The organism is Sulfurivirga caldicuralii, from assembly GCF_900141795.1.
Taxonomy (GTDB): domain Bacteria; phylum Pseudomonadota; class Gammaproteobacteria; order Thiomicrospirales; family Thiomicrospiraceae; genus Sulfurivirga; species Sulfurivirga caldicuralii.
Genome location: NZ_FSRE01000003.1, coordinates 376,605 through 390,849, shown reverse-complemented (window position 1 = coordinate 390,849; position 14,245 = coordinate 376,605). Strand labels below are relative to the sequence as shown.

Annotated in this window: 12 protein-coding genes; 5 read left to right on the top strand and 7 right to left on the bottom strand. The window is 59.3% G+C overall.

The window, feature by feature from the left end:
• Window positions 1-626 precede the first annotated feature (626 nt).
• Together BUQ81_RS07740 and BUQ81_RS07735 are read right to left on the bottom strand one after the other, a co-directional pair.
• On the bottom strand, window positions 627-1,343 hold the full coding sequence (locus BUQ81_RS07740; protein ID WP_074201803.1) for a TIGR04211 family SH3 domain-containing protein: 717 nt from the start codon (window positions 1,341-1,343) through the stop codon (window positions 627-629).
• Window positions 1,321-4,095 (bottom strand): valine--tRNA ligase, encoded by a 2,775-nt coding sequence (locus BUQ81_RS07735; protein ID WP_074201802.1) that lies wholly within the window; start codon window positions 4,093-4,095, stop codon window positions 1,321-1,323. The genes BUQ81_RS07740 and BUQ81_RS07735 overlap by 23 nt, the downstream gene beginning before the upstream one ends.
• Window positions 4,096-4,393: 298 nt before the next feature.
• On the opposite strand from BUQ81_RS07735, the gene BUQ81_RS07730 reads away from it, so the two are divergent.
• Window positions 4,394-4,819, top strand: a complete 426-nt coding sequence (locus BUQ81_RS07730) for a hypothetical protein (protein WP_074201801.1) — start codon at window positions 4,394-4,396, stop codon at window positions 4,817-4,819.
• Window positions 4,820-4,959: 140 nt separating this feature from the next.
• Here the strand turns inward: BUQ81_RS07730 and BUQ81_RS07725 are convergent, their stop codons facing one another.
• The 3 genes from BUQ81_RS07725 to BUQ81_RS07715 all read right to left on the bottom strand — a co-directional run bounded on the left by BUQ81_RS07725 (window position 4,960) and on the right by BUQ81_RS07715 (window position 7,479).
• Window positions 4,960-5,736 (bottom strand): flagellin N-terminal helical domain-containing protein, encoded by a 777-nt coding sequence (locus BUQ81_RS07725; protein ID WP_074201800.1) that lies wholly within the window; start codon window positions 5,734-5,736, stop codon window positions 4,960-4,962.
• 141 nt (window positions 5,737-5,877) lie between these two features.
• On the bottom strand, window positions 5,878-7,122 hold the full coding sequence (locus BUQ81_RS07720) for an ammonium transporter (protein WP_074201799.1): 1,245 nt from the start codon (window positions 7,120-7,122) through the stop codon (window positions 5,878-5,880).
• 18 nt (window positions 7,123-7,140) lie between these two features.
• On the bottom strand, window positions 7,141-7,479 hold the full coding sequence (locus BUQ81_RS07715) for a P-II family nitrogen regulator (protein WP_074201798.1): 339 nt from the start codon (window positions 7,477-7,479) through the stop codon (window positions 7,141-7,143).
• A gap of 193 nt (window positions 7,480-7,672) precedes the next feature.
• Between BUQ81_RS07715 and BUQ81_RS07710 the strand changes: the two genes are divergently transcribed.
• From BUQ81_RS07710 to fabB, 4 genes are read left to right on the top strand one after another with little or no spacing between them, the layout of a single operon-like run.
• Complete coding sequence (locus BUQ81_RS07710) at window positions 7,673-8,458, top strand: class I SAM-dependent methyltransferase (protein ID WP_084188308.1); 786 nt, start codon at window positions 7,673-7,675, stop codon at window positions 8,456-8,458.
• Window positions 8,442-11,180: a bifunctional [glutamate--ammonia ligase]-adenylyl-L-tyrosine phosphorylase/[glutamate--ammonia-ligase] adenylyltransferase gene (gene glnE, locus BUQ81_RS07705; protein WP_074201796.1), complete on the top strand. Its 2,739-nt coding sequence runs from the start codon at window positions 8,442-8,444 to the stop codon at window positions 11,178-11,180. Before BUQ81_RS07710 ends, glnE begins: the two co-directional genes overlap by 17 nt.
• A gap of 37 nt (window positions 11,181-11,217) precedes the next feature.
• Window positions 11,218-11,733, top strand: a complete 516-nt coding sequence (gene fabA, locus BUQ81_RS07700) for a 3-hydroxyacyl-[acyl-carrier-protein] dehydratase FabA (protein WP_074201795.1) — start codon at window positions 11,218-11,220, stop codon at window positions 11,731-11,733.
• Between the two features lie 11 nt (window positions 11,734-11,744).
• Entirely contained in the window at window positions 11,745-12,965 is a 1,221-nt protein-coding gene (fabB, locus tag BUQ81_RS07695; RefSeq protein WP_074201794.1) for a beta-ketoacyl-ACP synthase I, read from the top strand.
• A 263-nt stretch (window positions 12,966-13,228) separates the two neighbouring features.
• Here the strand turns inward: fabB and BUQ81_RS07690 are convergent, their stop codons facing one another.
• Together BUQ81_RS07690 and BUQ81_RS07685 are read right to left on the bottom strand one after the other, a co-directional pair.
• Complete coding sequence (locus BUQ81_RS07690) at window positions 13,229-13,606, bottom strand: hypothetical protein (protein ID WP_074201793.1); 378 nt, start codon at window positions 13,604-13,606, stop codon at window positions 13,229-13,231.
• 77 nt (window positions 13,607-13,683) lie between these two features.
• A complete protein-coding gene (locus tag BUQ81_RS07685; protein ID WP_074201792.1) occupies window positions 13,684-14,244 on the bottom strand; it encodes a transglycosylase SLT domain-containing protein in 561 nt (186 codons plus the stop codon).
• Window position 14,245 lies beyond the last annotated feature (1 nt).

The following is a 14,245-nucleotide window of genomic DNA, read 5'->3' as shown; positions in this document are numbered from 1 at the left end:
GTGAAACGCGCCAGCGCCGATGGTAGTGTGGGAGGTCCCATGCGAGAGTAGGTCATCCCCAGGCATTAAATACCAAACCCCGGTCGTCACAAACGCCCGGGGTTTTTTATTGGCTGGAAGAGGCGCCTTGCACTGGTAGACCTGACTCGGGCGCTTGTCGATCTGGCCCTCTGGACCCGCCCCTTCGTAGCGGTTGATATAGCACGTGAAGGTCTGCTCACAGAGCCCCGGCAGCCATGCTGCCTCTTCGTAGGACAGTTGCTTATCGGCTCATCCCGTATAGGGTTCTTTGATTCGCATTTTCGGATCTTCCGTAGCAGTTCTGTCCGTCTCATGGCTCACCTCCTTGTTGGAGATCATGAAACCGGACAAATCACGTGCTCCAGGTCCGGGCAGTTTATTTGCTTTCGACATCCTCCTGCTTGATTAGCATGATCTGCTTGCTGATTAGCGCAAAACTGAGATTAAGGTAGTAAAAGCTGGTGGACAGCTTTGTAGGGCAATATAGGGCATTGGCACGCAGATAACGGAGGATATGAATCCTGTCGAATGCAGGGTATAGGCGCAGGCAGTTGGGTTTATGAATGATGGCAGAGCGTAGGCTCTGCCATAAGCAGGTTCAAGTATTACAGTTCGTCCCAGCTGGAACGGCGACGTTGTGGCAGGCGGAAGAAGCGCCCCAGCAGCAGCCCTAGCAAGAGCACGCCTGCGCCGGTCAGGAACCACTGACGTTTCATAGCATCCTCGGAGTGTGCGATCTGATCCTTGAGCATGGCGTTTTCCTGCTCAAGACGGGCAACGTCCTTTTTCAACTGCTGATTCTCTTCATCAAGCCGGACGGCATTGCCTGCTGTTTTAACCAGATGGTCATAGTCCTTTTTCAGCGTAAACAGTTGCTTTTGCGCCTCTGAAAGACGTTTTTTGAGGTCCTCGTTCTCGGCTCGCAATGTTGTGAGCTGCGTATTCTGTTGCTGCAGTTTTTCATTGAGGTCCTTGATGGTCTTTTGCGCCTCTTTCAGTTGCTGCCGCGCAGCCGGCTGTGTGCTCAGCAGGCTGGAGGGCACCCAGCCTTCCAGCATTTTGCCCTTGTGGGGGTACTGGATATGGGCCCAGCCCTCTTCATTGATTTCCAGCACGGTGACTGGCGTGCCGGCCTTGAGCAGCTTGCGTATCTTGTAGTTGTATCCGGGCCCGTGGCGCACGGGGACCGTCAATTCGTCTGATATGTAATGTTTGAATCCGTCTGTTCTGGCATGACTCATCTCCGGCAGCAACGGTGCTGCCAGGAGGGTCGATGTCAATGCTGCGACCAGAAGACGACTAGAGCGCGCGGATTTTTTCATACTGCTCTTCCAGGTTGTTGAGGGCGGTCTGCACATCTTCGAGCTTTTGCTTTTCCTTTGCAACCACCTCGGCAGGTGCCCGGCTGACGAAGTTTTCATTGCCCAGTTTTTTCTTCAGCCGTTCGGCATCCTTGCGCAACTTGTCCAGTTCCTTTTCCAGGCGGGCCAGTTCGGCTTCCTTGTCGATAAGGCCAGCCATGGGGATGAGTACCTTCATGTCGCCGACGAGAGCGACGGCAGATTCGGGCGCATCATTTTCATTATCCAGAACCTCGATGGATGCCAGTCGCGCCAGGGACTTGAGGAATGGTTCATTTTCAGCAAGCCATGCACGATCCTGTTCGGATGCATGCGTCAGCAGTACCGGCAGCGGCTTCGAGGGTGCAATGTTCATCTCTGCACGGATACGGCGCACGCCACTGATGAATTGCTGAATCCAGACCATTTCCGCTTCGGCATCTGCATCGATACGGCTTGCGTCTGCCTCCGGGAAGGGCGCCAGCATGATGGTTTCACCCTGGCTGCCGGACAGCGGCTTGAGCTGCTGCCAGATCTCTTCGGTGATGAACGGGATGGTGGGGTGTAGCAGCCGCAACAGCGCATCCAGGGTGCGCACCAAGGTGCGGCGGGTGCCGCGCTTGGCCGCTTCACTGGCGTCAGGATCGTTGAGGATGGGCTTGGACAGTTCCAGATACCAGTCGCAGAATTCGTCCCAGGTGAACTCGTACAGGGTCTGCGCCATCAGATCGAAGCGGTACTGCTGAATGTGCCGTGCCACTTCCTGTTCAACCCGTTGCAGGCGGCTGATAATCCAGCGGTCGGCGATAGAAAGCTCTACTGGATCACTTTCGTTCAGACCCGTGTCCTGCCCCTGCGTGTTCATGAGCACATAGCGGCTGGCATTCCACAGCTTGTTGCAGAAGTTGCGATAGCCTTCACAGCGCTGCAGGTCAAAGCGGATGTCGCGGCCGGTGGAGGCCAGCGAGGCGAATGTAAAACGTAGCGCATCGGCGCCATAGGCTGGGATACCGTTGGGAAACTGCTTGCGTGTTAGCTCTTCGATCTTTTTCGCCTTCTGCGGCTGCATCATGCCGTAGGTGCGTTTCTTGACCAGGCTTTCCAGATCGATGCCGTCGATAATGTCCAGCGGGTCGAGCACGTTGCCCTTGGACTTGGACATCTTCTGGCCTTCGGCATCGCGCACCAGGCCATGTACGTAAACCTGGTGGAACGGTACTTCGTCCATGAACTTCAGGGTCATCATGATCATGCGCGCGACCCAGAAGAAAATGATATCGAAGCCGGTCACCAGCACATTGGTGGGGTGGAACTTGCGCAGTTCTTCGGTATCCTCCGGCCAGCCGAGGGTGGAGAAGGTCCACAGCGCCGAGCTGAACCAGGTATCCAGCACGTCCTCGTCCTGCTTCAGCGGCGTGTCGTCCAGGTTGTATTTTTCGCGCACTTCCTCTTCCGAGCGGCCTACATAGACGTTGCCGGCCTCGTCATACCAGGCGGGAATGCGGTGGCCCCACCACAGCTGGCGGCTGATGCACCAGTCCTGAATATTGCGCATCCACTCGAAGTAGGTGTTCTCCCAGTTTTTGGGTACGAATTCGATATCGCCCTTTTCCACCGCTTCGATGGCCGGCTTGGCGAGGGATTCCACCGCTACATACCACTGGTCGGTCAGGTAGGGTTCGATCACGGCGCCGGAGCGGTCGCCGCGGGGCACCATCAGCTTGTGATCTTCGATCTTTTCCAGCAGGCCCAGCTTTTCCATGTCGGCAACGATGCGCTTGCGCGCCTCGAAGCGGTCCAGGCCGCGGTAGGCGTTCGGCGCATTATCGTTAATGGCCGCATCGATGGTGAAGATGTTGAGCAGTGGCAGATTGTGGCGCTGGGCGATCTCGTAGTCGTTGAAATCGTGGGCCGGGGTGATCTTGACGCAGCCGGTGCCGAACTCGGGGTCCACGTAGTCGTCGGCGATGATGGGAATGTCGCGGTCTACCAGCGGCAGGCGCACGGTCTTGCCGATCAGGTGCCGGTAGCGCTCATCCTCGGGATGCACGGCCACGGCCTGGTCGCCCAGCATGGTTTCCGGACGGGTGGTGGCCACCACCAGATGGCCACTGCCGTCGCTGAGGGGATAGCGGAAGTGCCACAGGTGGCTGTTTTCCTCTTCGTTGATCACTTCCAGATCGGAGATGGCGGTGTGCAGCACGGGGTCCCAGTTCACCAGGCGCTTGCCGCGGTAGATGAGCCCTTCTTCATACAGGCGCACAAACACTTCGCGCACTGCATTGGACAGCCCTTCGTCCATGGTGAAGCGCTCGCGGCTCCAGTCCAGGCTGGCGCCCATGCGGCGCAACTGGCGGGTGATGGTGTTGCCGGACTCTTCCTTCCACTGCCACACGCGCTCGAGGAACCTTTCGCGTCCCAGATCGTGGCGGGACTTGCCTTCCTCGCGCTCCAGCAGGCGCTCCACCACCATTTGCGTGGCGATGCCGGCGTGGTCGGTGCCGGGCTGCCACAGGGTTTCATCACCCTTCATGCGGTGGTAGCGGATGAGGATGTCCATGATGGTGTCCTGGAACGCATGCCCCATGTGCAGCGAGCCGGTGACATTGGGTGGGGGAATGACGATGCAGTAGTGCTCACCGGTGCGGCTGGGCTGGGGTTTGAAGTAGCCCTTGCTTTCCCATTCTGGATACCACTTGGCTTCAATGTTTTTGGGGTCGAAATGCTTGTCCATGCTGCAAAATCCGTCAAATTCGTTTAATCGTGCAATTATAGCAAGGGGGCCTGCTCGGCACGCCGAATGCATGCGCATTGCGACAAAAAGCGAAGGCGCGCAATGGCGTAAGCGGGGTACAGGGCATGGACGTCGAATTCAGACAGATGAAGCATGGGGGTATTGCGGCACTGAGGGGCGGGCGCAGGTGGCATTCGGGAGGGGGGGGGGCCGACTTTTTCAAGGTCGGTTTTTTGTCGCGTGTCTGCGGGCCTCAGTAGAATGGAGAAAAACGGTTTTCACAAGGAGAAAAGCCCCCATGAGCTGCTGTGGCGGCAATTTCTGCAATTTTGAGTTTCCGCCGGGGCCGCCCCTGCTGGATCTGCCGGTGGCGCACCTGAAGGCGCGGTATCTGTTTCTGCCCTACGGCACCCTGCTGGAAAGGGGGGAGAAAGTGCGCATCTGGATGGAAAACGGCAAAACGGAAACCGTGTTCATCGGTGACAAGTGGCCGGTGGACTTTGCCGTGAATCCCCCGCGAATCATAGCGGAGGCGCCTCCCACATGGGCGCAGGTGGCGCTCGATTCTGGTCGGGAAGAAGATGACCTGCTTGGCTGGGCGTTCAACCCTCTGCATAATCCGCAGGCACCCGCCTGCGTGGTGCGATTCGAGCACATCGCCGTGGCGCAGCCCACACTTAAACAGCGCCTGTACGCCTTGCTCTACAAGCTACGCACTCTCTAGCCTCTGACTACTCGCCAGCACTCACCGGGTCTGTCGTGTTCTGATCGCGAAGGCGAGGTGCCACATGTCGGGCGGCCACGCGTCCGCAGAGGGCGTCTTTTACGGCGACGGGGTCGTGGAGGTTTTTTATCAGGGTTGTGTTAACTCAGCAGGTTAAGCACGTCTGCCTGACTGTGATTGCGGTGGCTCAGCATGGCGATATGCGCCTGTTCCAGAATGCGATTGCGGGTCAGTTCGGCAAAGGCTCTGGCCATGTCGGCATCACTGATCTGGCTGCGGCTTTCCAGTGTGTTGAGGCGCGTGTTGGCCAGGTTATCGGCCGCGTGGGTCAGGGCGTTTTGTTTGGCGCCGATTTCTGCACGGCTTTTGGTCAGCGTTTCCAGTGCGGTATCCAGCCCATTGATGGCGTTGAGCGCATTGGCCGGGTTGCTGATGTCCAGCGTGTCGATGCCCAAGGTTTGCGGGCGGGCATCAGGCAGGTTGATGGCCGTGCCGCTTTCACCCAGCTGAATATTGACCTGCTGCGCCTGCTTCAGCAAGGGGCGGCCATTGAACTGGGTGGATTCCGCCACGCGGCCCAATTCTTCGCGAATCTGGTCAAACTCGGCCTGCACTGCCTGGCGCTCCGCCGCATTCAATGTGCCATTGGCAGATTGTACGGCCAGTTCGCGCATGCGCTGCAGGCCTGCTGTGTAGCCTTCGAGCGCGCCGTCGGCGGTCTGCACCAGACTGATGCCATCGTGGGCATTGCGGTAGCCCAGGTCCTGACCGCGGATCTGTGCGGTCATGATCTGCACAATGGCCGCACCGGCCGCATCATCGGCGGTATGGTTGATGCGCTTGCCGCTGGTCAGCTGTTCGGCTGGTGTCAGGGTGTTGGCGTTTGAGATAAGGTAGGCATCATTCAAGGTAATCATGGTAGTCCCTCCCCTTTTCTTCTGAATATAGCACCTGAGCTTTAAAAATCAACTGCTTGGCCGCCTGGGCAGTTTTCAGGCTTGCACAAAAAAGCCCCGCAAAAGCGGGGCTGAACACTTGAACCGAAGTTGAGGAAACGATCAGCTCTTGGTGAACTCCGGATAGGCTTCCTGGCCGCACTCCACCAGATCCAAGCCTTCGTATTCGTGCTCCTCGTCCACGCGGATGCCCATCACAGCCTTGAGAATGGTCCACACGATCAGTGAGGTGAAGAAGACCCAGGCGAAGATGGTCAGGGCACCGATCAGCTGTGTGCCGAAGGTGGCGTCGCCGTTGGTCAGCGGCACGATCATCAGGCCAAAGAAGCCGACTACACCGTGTACGGAGATGGCGCCGACCGGATCGTCGATCTTCAGTTTGTCTAGTGCGATGATGCTGAAGAACACAATCACGCCAGCGATCAGGCCAAAGAGCGTTGCTTCCAGCGCGCTCGGGTTCAGCGGTTCAGCGGTAATCGCCACCAGACCGGCCAGAGCGCCGTTGAGCATCATGGTCAGGTCAACCTTGCCGAACACCAGACGTGAGCTCAGCAGGGCGCCGATGACGCCGCCGGCAGCCGCCATATTGGTGTTGACGAACACCATGGAGACGGCATTGGCTTCATCGATACTGGAGATCTTCAGCTCGGAACCGCCGTTGAAGCCGAACCAGCCCAGCCATAGGATGAAGGTACCCAGCGTGGCCAGTGGCAGGTTGGCACCGGGGATCGGTTTGATTTCGCCGTTGGGGCCGTATTTGCCCTTGCGAGCGCCCAGCAGCAGTACGCCAGCCAGTGCAGCGGATGCGCCGGCCATGTGTACGATACCGGAGCCTGCGAAGTCCTGGAAGCCCATCTGATCCAGGAAGCCGCCGCCCCATTTCCAGTAGCCTTCAACCGGGTAAATGAAACCGGTGAAGACAGTGGCGAAGATGAAGAACGCCATCAGCTTCATGCGTTCTGCCATGGCACCGGAGACGACGGACATGGCGGTTGCAACAAACACGACCTGGAAGAAGAAGTCGGCCATGTTGGAGTAGTAAGGTGCATCGTCGTCGCCTTTCAGCACGTCGGCCACAGCGTTGTCACCGCCCAGCAGGAAGCTGATGCTGGGAAATACGCCCGTACCGTCGCCGTACATGATGTTGTAGCCCACCAGCATGTACATCACACAGGCAATGGCGAACAGGCCGACGTTCTTGGCCAGAATCTCAGTCGTGTTCTTGGCGCGGACCAAGCCGGCCTCCAGCATGGCAAAGCCTGCGGCCATCCACATGACCAGTGCGCCGGATACCAGGGAGTAGAAGGTATCCAGTGCATAAGCGAGTTGAATTGCTGGTTGTTCCATAAGCGTTCCTCCAGTGTGTTACAGCGCGTCTTCGCCGCTTTCGCCGGTGCGAATGCGAACTGCGTTGTCCAAGGGGGTGATAAAGATCTTGCCGTCGCCGATTTTGCCGGTCTGTGCAGCCTGGACGATGGCTTCAACAGCCGCATCGACCAGGTCGGCCTTGACGGCCACTTCGACTTTCAGCTTGGGCATGAATTCAATGGCATATTCCGCACCGCGGTAGATTTCGGTGTGGCCCTTCTGGCGGCCATACCCCTTTACCTCGGTGACGGTCATGCCTTCGATATGGATCTCGTGCAGTGCTTCACGCACGGCATCAAGCTTGAACGGCTTGATAATGGCGGTGACCAGTTTCATACTAACTCCTCATAAGGTTGCACATGTTTCAGGTTTGCTCGGCATGCCCCGAATTGGAACGGCATCGACCGGTTTCCAAGCTATCAAGGCGCCAAGCTTAACAAGGCCTTTTATTACAATGCGTTAAGGCGTTTTCTTATATGTTTGCTGCCGGACTTGACCCCTTGAAAGTGGTGCAAAATTGAAAATATTGGTGCAATCCCTGCTGCTTCAGGGGGTGGTTTTCGCCTTGCTATGGATGAGCGTGCGCTTTTTGCCCGTGTGGGTGCCGCCGCCCTATCCCCTGTGGCCTTTTGTGGCCGCCCAGTCGCTGCTGACCGCCGCTATCGCCTGGATGCTGCGCTGGCCGCGTTGGTGGGTGGTGATCCAGCTGCTGTTTCCTCCGTTGCTGGTCGGAGCCCTGGCGTGGCAGGTGCCGGGCTGGATTGTCGTTGTCCTGGTAATCCTGCTGGTGCTGGTGTTCTGGAACGCCGGCGGTGAGCGGGTACCGCTTTATATCAGCAATGCGTCCACACAGCGTGCGCTCGGGCAGTTGACCCGGTCCTTGGCGCCAGTGCGTTTTGTGGATCTGGGCTGTGGCTGGGGCGATGTGGTGGCGGCCATGGCGCGACAGACTCATGTGGAGGAAAGTGTCGGGGTGGAAACAGCGCCGCTGAGTTATCTCATCGCCCGTTGGCGCGCCCGTGCCGCGGGTGGTATCGTGCTGGGCAAAAGCCTCTGGGATATGGATCTGAGCCGTTTTAATGTGGTGTACGCCTTTCTCTCGCCTCAGCCCATGGCGCAGTTGCAGGACAAGGCGCTGGCCGAGATGGCGCCGAACAGTCTGTTTGTCAGCAATAGCTTTCCCTTTCCTGATGTCGAGCCTAGCGAAATCTGGCAGGTCAATGACCGTCGCCAGACGCTGCTCTATGTGTACCGTTTTGATGAGAACAGGCAGCTTGTGCCGCCCGAGGATGTGAGCGATGAGCCAGCGTATTGAACCCGTACTACAGTGGAGCCCTTTTGTCGCCGAGGTGTTGCGGCGCTTCCCCGAGGTGGGCGAGGAGGCCTTCTGGGGGCCGGCGTGGCCCGAGTGGTCGGCATTGCGCTGTGAACTGGCTGATGCCGTGCGGGCCAGTCTGAATCTGGAGGATCTCAAGCAGCGTACGCGACGGCTGCGCCAGCAGTACACCGCTCGGGTAGCCATTCGCGATGGACTGGGTCTGGATGGCGTGCAGACAACCCTGCAGGCGCTGACGGTCATTGCAGAAGGCATTGTCGCCGGCACGGTGGACTGGCTGCATGCGCAACTGGTGAGCCGCTATGGCGAGCCCATTGGCGAGGAGAGTGGCGCGCCGCAGCGGCTGTCGGTGTGGGGCATGGGCAAGCTCGGTGGCGGTGAACTCAACTTTTCCAGTGATATCGATCTGATCTGCTTTTATGCGGAAAACGGCCAGTGCGATGGCCCAGGGCAGCTGGATAATCAGCAGTTCTTTATTCGGCTGGTGCAGCAGCTGGCGCCTGCTCTGTCAGACATGACGGCCGATGGTTTTGCCTATCGTGTGGACCTGCGCCTGCGCCCCTTCGGCAGCAGCGGACCGCTGGCGATCAGTGCAGGGGGCATGCTGCAGTATTACGAAACCCACGGGCGCGCGTGGGAGCGCTATGCGTTGGTGAAGGCGCGCACCATCGCCGGCGACATCGAGACGGGCGAGGCGCTGCTGGCGCAACTGTCACCCTTCGTCTATCGCCGTTATCTCGATTTCAGCGCGCTCGATTCCATGCGTGAGCTGAAGCAGAAAATCAGCGCCCAAGTGGCGCGGCGCGGGCTGGCGGACAACATCAAGCTGGGTCCTGGCGGTATTCGCGAAGTGGAATTCTGGGTGCAGGCGTTTCAGCTGATTTACGGCGGTCGCCGTGCTGCTTTACGCACGCCGAGCCTCTATGCGGCGCTGGATGCGCTGGTGGCAGAAGGTCTTGTTGAGCAGAATGAGGCTGCCGCTCAGCGAGCTGATTACGAGTTGCTGCGGCGCGTGGAAAACCACCTGCAGATGATGCGCGATGAGCAGACGCATGCGCTGCCGCAAACGGTTGATGCTCAGCAGGCGCTGGCGCTTTCGTTCGGCCACGACGACTACGAAGCCTTTCTGGACACGCTGGCACCGGCGCGCGCTCGCGTGCAGGCACGCTTCGATGCCCTGTTTGCGGAGGAAGAGGCCTCGGACATATCGCCGTGGCGCCAGCTGTGGGATGGTGTGCATCCCGAGCCGGATACGCTGCTTGAAGCCCATGGACTGGACCCGGATGCCGTATTGAAGCAGCTGGCACAGTTGCGTGACAGTGCGTCTGTGCGGCGCCTCAGTGAAACGGCGCGCAGCCGACTGGATGAAACCCTGCCGCTACTGCTGGAGACACTGGTTGGGGCAGAGGATTGCGACCGTATGACCGCGCTGGGGCGGCTGCTGGATCTGGTCGCGGCCATTGCGCCGCGCAGCGTCTATCTGCTGCTGCTCAAGGAAAATCCCCAGGCGCGGGTAGAGCTGATTCGCCTAATTTGTGCCAGCACCTGGCTGGCGCAGATGCTTACACGAACACCGGCGCTGCTGGATGCCTTGCTCGACCCCGCGGCGCTCTATGCGCTGCCGCAGGCAGATGATTACCGTCGCGAGGCTGAAACGCTGGCGCAGGATTACTATGATGATGAAGAGCGGTTCATGGATCAGCTGCGTCAGTGGCGCCATCGTCAGGTCTTCAAGGTGGCGGCCATGGACGTGATGGGCGTGCTGCCGGTGATGCAGGTGAGCGATCACTTGAGCTGGATCGCCGAAGGTGTGCTGGATGCTGCGGCAGACTGGGCGGTGCACTGGATGCGGGCGCGCCATGGCGGGTTTGCCGCGCTCAAGGATCCGCTGGAAGGTCTGCTCATTATCGGCTATGGCAAGCTGGGCGGCTACGAGCTGGGCTATGGATCTGATCTGGATGTGGTCTTTCTCTATCACGGTCTGCAGCCGGCGCAGTGGAGCGATGGCGCGCAGCCGCTGGAGGCGCAGACCTGGCATATCCGTGTGGCGCAGAAGATTCTTAATCTGCTGACGCTGCCCATGCCCTCGGGTCGCGCCTATGAAGTGGATACCCGTCTGCGTCCCAACGGCAAGGACGGTCTGCTGGCCAGCAGTCTGGAGAGTTTTGAGCAGTATATTGAAGATAAGGCGTGGGTATGGGAGCACCAGGCGCTGGTGCGTGCCCGCGCCGTGGTGGGCAGTGCAGATGCGCGACAGGCCTTCACGGTGTTCCGTGAAGCGTTTTTGCGTCAGTCCCGCGATGTTGCTCACGTGGCGAAGGAAGTGGTGGCCATGCGCAACAAGATGCGTGCGCACCTGGACAAGAGCAACGCCGAACTGTTTGACCTCAAGCAGGGACGCGGCGGCATGGTGGACATCGAATTCATGGCGCAGTATCTTGTCCTGACGCAGGCCTGCGAGGCGCCCGAGCTGGCGCGCTGGACCGATACCATGCGCATTCTCGAGACGGCCGGCGAGGCCGGTGTGCTGGCATCAGAGCAGGTGCATACGCTGCAGCGTGCCTGGCAGCACTATCGTACGCTGGGCCATCGTCTGGCCCTGCAGGATCGTCCGGCGCGCGTGCCGCATGCACAGGTGGCTGAAGATGTAGAGCGGGTGCGCGCGCTCTGGTCCGCCATGTTGGGTGATGAATTGATATAATTTGCAAGTTATATCAAAAGGATTTACAGGAGTTGGCATGGAGCGCAAATCAAGCTACGACTACGATGACCTGATCGCCTGTGGCCATGGCGAGCTGTTCGGCCCGGGCAACGCCCGCCTGCCGCTGCCGCCCATGCTGATGTTCGATCGCATTACGCACATTTCGGACGAAGGCGGTGCGCACGGGCTGGGCGAGATCAGGGCGGAGCTGGATGTAAAGCCTGATTTGTGGTTCTTCCAGTGCCACTTCGAGGGGGATCCGGTGATGCCGGGCTGTCTGGGGCTGGATGCCATGTGGCAGCTGATCGGCTTTTTCCTCGGCTGGAGCGGTGGCCCCGGTCGCGGGCGAGCACTCGGCGCCGGTGAAGTGAAGTTCTACGGTCAGGTGCTGCCGGATGCGAAGAAGGTGGAATATCACATCGACATGAAGCGCGTCATCAAGCGTAAGCTCTATATGGGCATCGGCGATGCGAAGATGTATGTGGATGGGCGCGAAATCTACAGCGCCAAAGACCTGCGTGTCGGTCTGTTTACCGATACCAGCAAATTCTGAGGAGCGGCGAGATGAAGCGTGTCGTCATTACCGGCCTGGGTGTGGTTTCCAGTCTGGGTAACAACAAGGACGAAGTGACCGAAAGTCTGCGCGCCGGACGCAGTGGCATCGTGTTTGCGCCGGAATATGCCGAGGTAGGCATGCGCTCACAGGTGCACGGCGCGGTCAAGAATCTGGACTTCTCCGACTGGATCGACCGCAAGCAGTTACGTTTCATGGGGGATGCGGCCGCCTATGCCACCATCGCCATGAAGCAGGCCATCGCCGATGCGGGGCTGAGCGAGGAGGAGGTGTCCAATCCGCGCGTGGGCGTGATTGCCGGCTCCGGCGGCGCCTCCAACGAAAACGTGGTGGAAGCGGCCGACATCGCCCGCGAAAAGGGCGTCAAGCGCGTCGGTCCCTATCGCGTGCCGCGCACCATGGGCTCCACGGTATCCGCCAACCTGGCCACGGTGTTCAAGATCAGGGGGATCAACTTCTCCATCAGCTCAGCCTGCTCCACCAGTGCCCACTGTATCGGCACTGCCGTCGAGCAGATCATGCTGGGCAAGCAGGACATGATCTTTGCCGGTGGTGGCGAGGAACTGCACTGGACCCTTTCCATGCTGTTCGACGCCATGGGCGCGCTCTCTACCAAGTACAACGACACGCCAGAGAAGGCCTCGCGCGCCTATGACGCCAATCGTGATGGCTTCGTCATCGCCGGCGGCGGCGGTATCGTGGTGGTGGAAGAGCTGGAGCATGCGCTGGCGCGCGGCGCGAAGATTTATGCCGAAATCGTCGGCTATGGTGCCAACTCCGACGGCTACGACATGGTGGCTCCGTCCGGCGAGGGCGCCGAGCGTTGCATGCGCCTTGCGCTGGAAACCGTGGATGGGCCCATCGATTACATCAATCCGCACGGCACCTCCACGCCGGTGGGCGATACCAAGGAAATCGGCGCCATCAAGGCCGTGTTTGGAGACGCCATTCCCCGCATCAGCTCCACCAAGTCCATGTCCGGCCATTCGTTGGGCGCGGCCGGGGTGCACGAAGTGATCTACTCCCTGCTGATGCTGGAAAACGACTTTATCGCCCCATCGATCAATATCGAACAGCTCGACCCCGAGTGTGAAGGGGTGCCCATCGTTACGGAAAGGGTGGACAACGCCGGCCTGAAGCGGGTGATGAGCAACAGCTTCGGTTTCGGTGGCACCAATGCGTGTGTCGTGATGGAGAAATACGACGGCTGACGGACTTTTTGCAGCGTTCACATCCCGGCCGCATCCGAGAGGGTGCGGCTTTTTTATCGGGTCTGGAAAATGCCTGTCGTCCTGCAGCGATGTATTTATCGCGGCTTGCGGTTTTTTGTCGCTTCGGATCATTTCAAGTCCTGCGGCGAGGAGCAACAACAGTCGAGAAAGATTGGGAAGCGGCGTGCTTACAGTGGAGCTTCATGCCGGTGCCGGCATTGAGGGGCATGAGCATGCAAATGTGCCCGGGCTGCGGGCCGCTCTCAGGGATTGCTGGCGGCGACAAGGGGCGCTTGGCAGCCCATGACCATGGTGGTGGCGGTGCCACTGATGCGCAGAATCACCTTGCTCTGGCCGCCGTCTTCGTCAATCACGCAGGCGTGCAGCAGTCGATCCGGGCTGCTGAAGTAGCGGCGATTGGCCTTGGTGAGGGTCTGCATGTAGCGGACGTTGCCGACTTGTAGTTGATCGCCCGTATCTGTGACCTGCATGACTTGTTTGTTATCCACCGTGACGCGTTTGCCGTCCTTTTGCGCCCACTTTACATGACACGTGAGTGGGGTGGTATCACTTGCGGGTTGTGCAGCTGCAAGATGCAGGGGCAAGCTCAGCAGAAAAAGGGGCAGCAGTCTGTTCAGCATGGATTGTCTCATGGGTTGGACAATTCAAATATAACCAAGGCTTTCATCCGCGTAAAATTTCGCCATGGCAGGGGTGGTTACAGACCGCAGCGTTTCATCTGCTGGCGGTAGCGCCAGGCCTGATTGGCCACCTTTTTGGCCAGGTCCTTCACCCACGAGCGGCGCTCGTAGCTCTTGCGGGCAAAGCCGCCACGCCCTTCGTGGTAGGCGAGATAGAGGTTGTAGGCGTCCCAGCGGCTGATGCCAAGGCGCTTGTGGCTGAGGTAGTTGTACCAGCCGATAAAGTCCAGTGCATCGTAGATGTCCTCGCGACTGGCATCCCAGTGGCCGGTGGCCTTGCGGTATTCATCCCAGGTGGCATCTTTGGCCTGCGCGTAGCCATACGCTCCGGAGCTGGATTCGGCATCGTGGAGAAAACGGGACTCCTTGTGAACAAACGCCAGCAGGATATGCGCCGGTGTGCCCCACTTGCGTTCCGCGCGCTTGGCGGCGTCGTAGAAGATGCGGTCGTGGGCTGTTAAGGCACAGATGTTTTTTTGAGTGTGCGCCGGCGGCTGCTCCGGGCTGTAGGTGGGCGTGCTGGAGCAGCCGCCGAGAAGGAGCAGAGCGCTCAGCAGTGTCAACAGGTGTTTATTCATT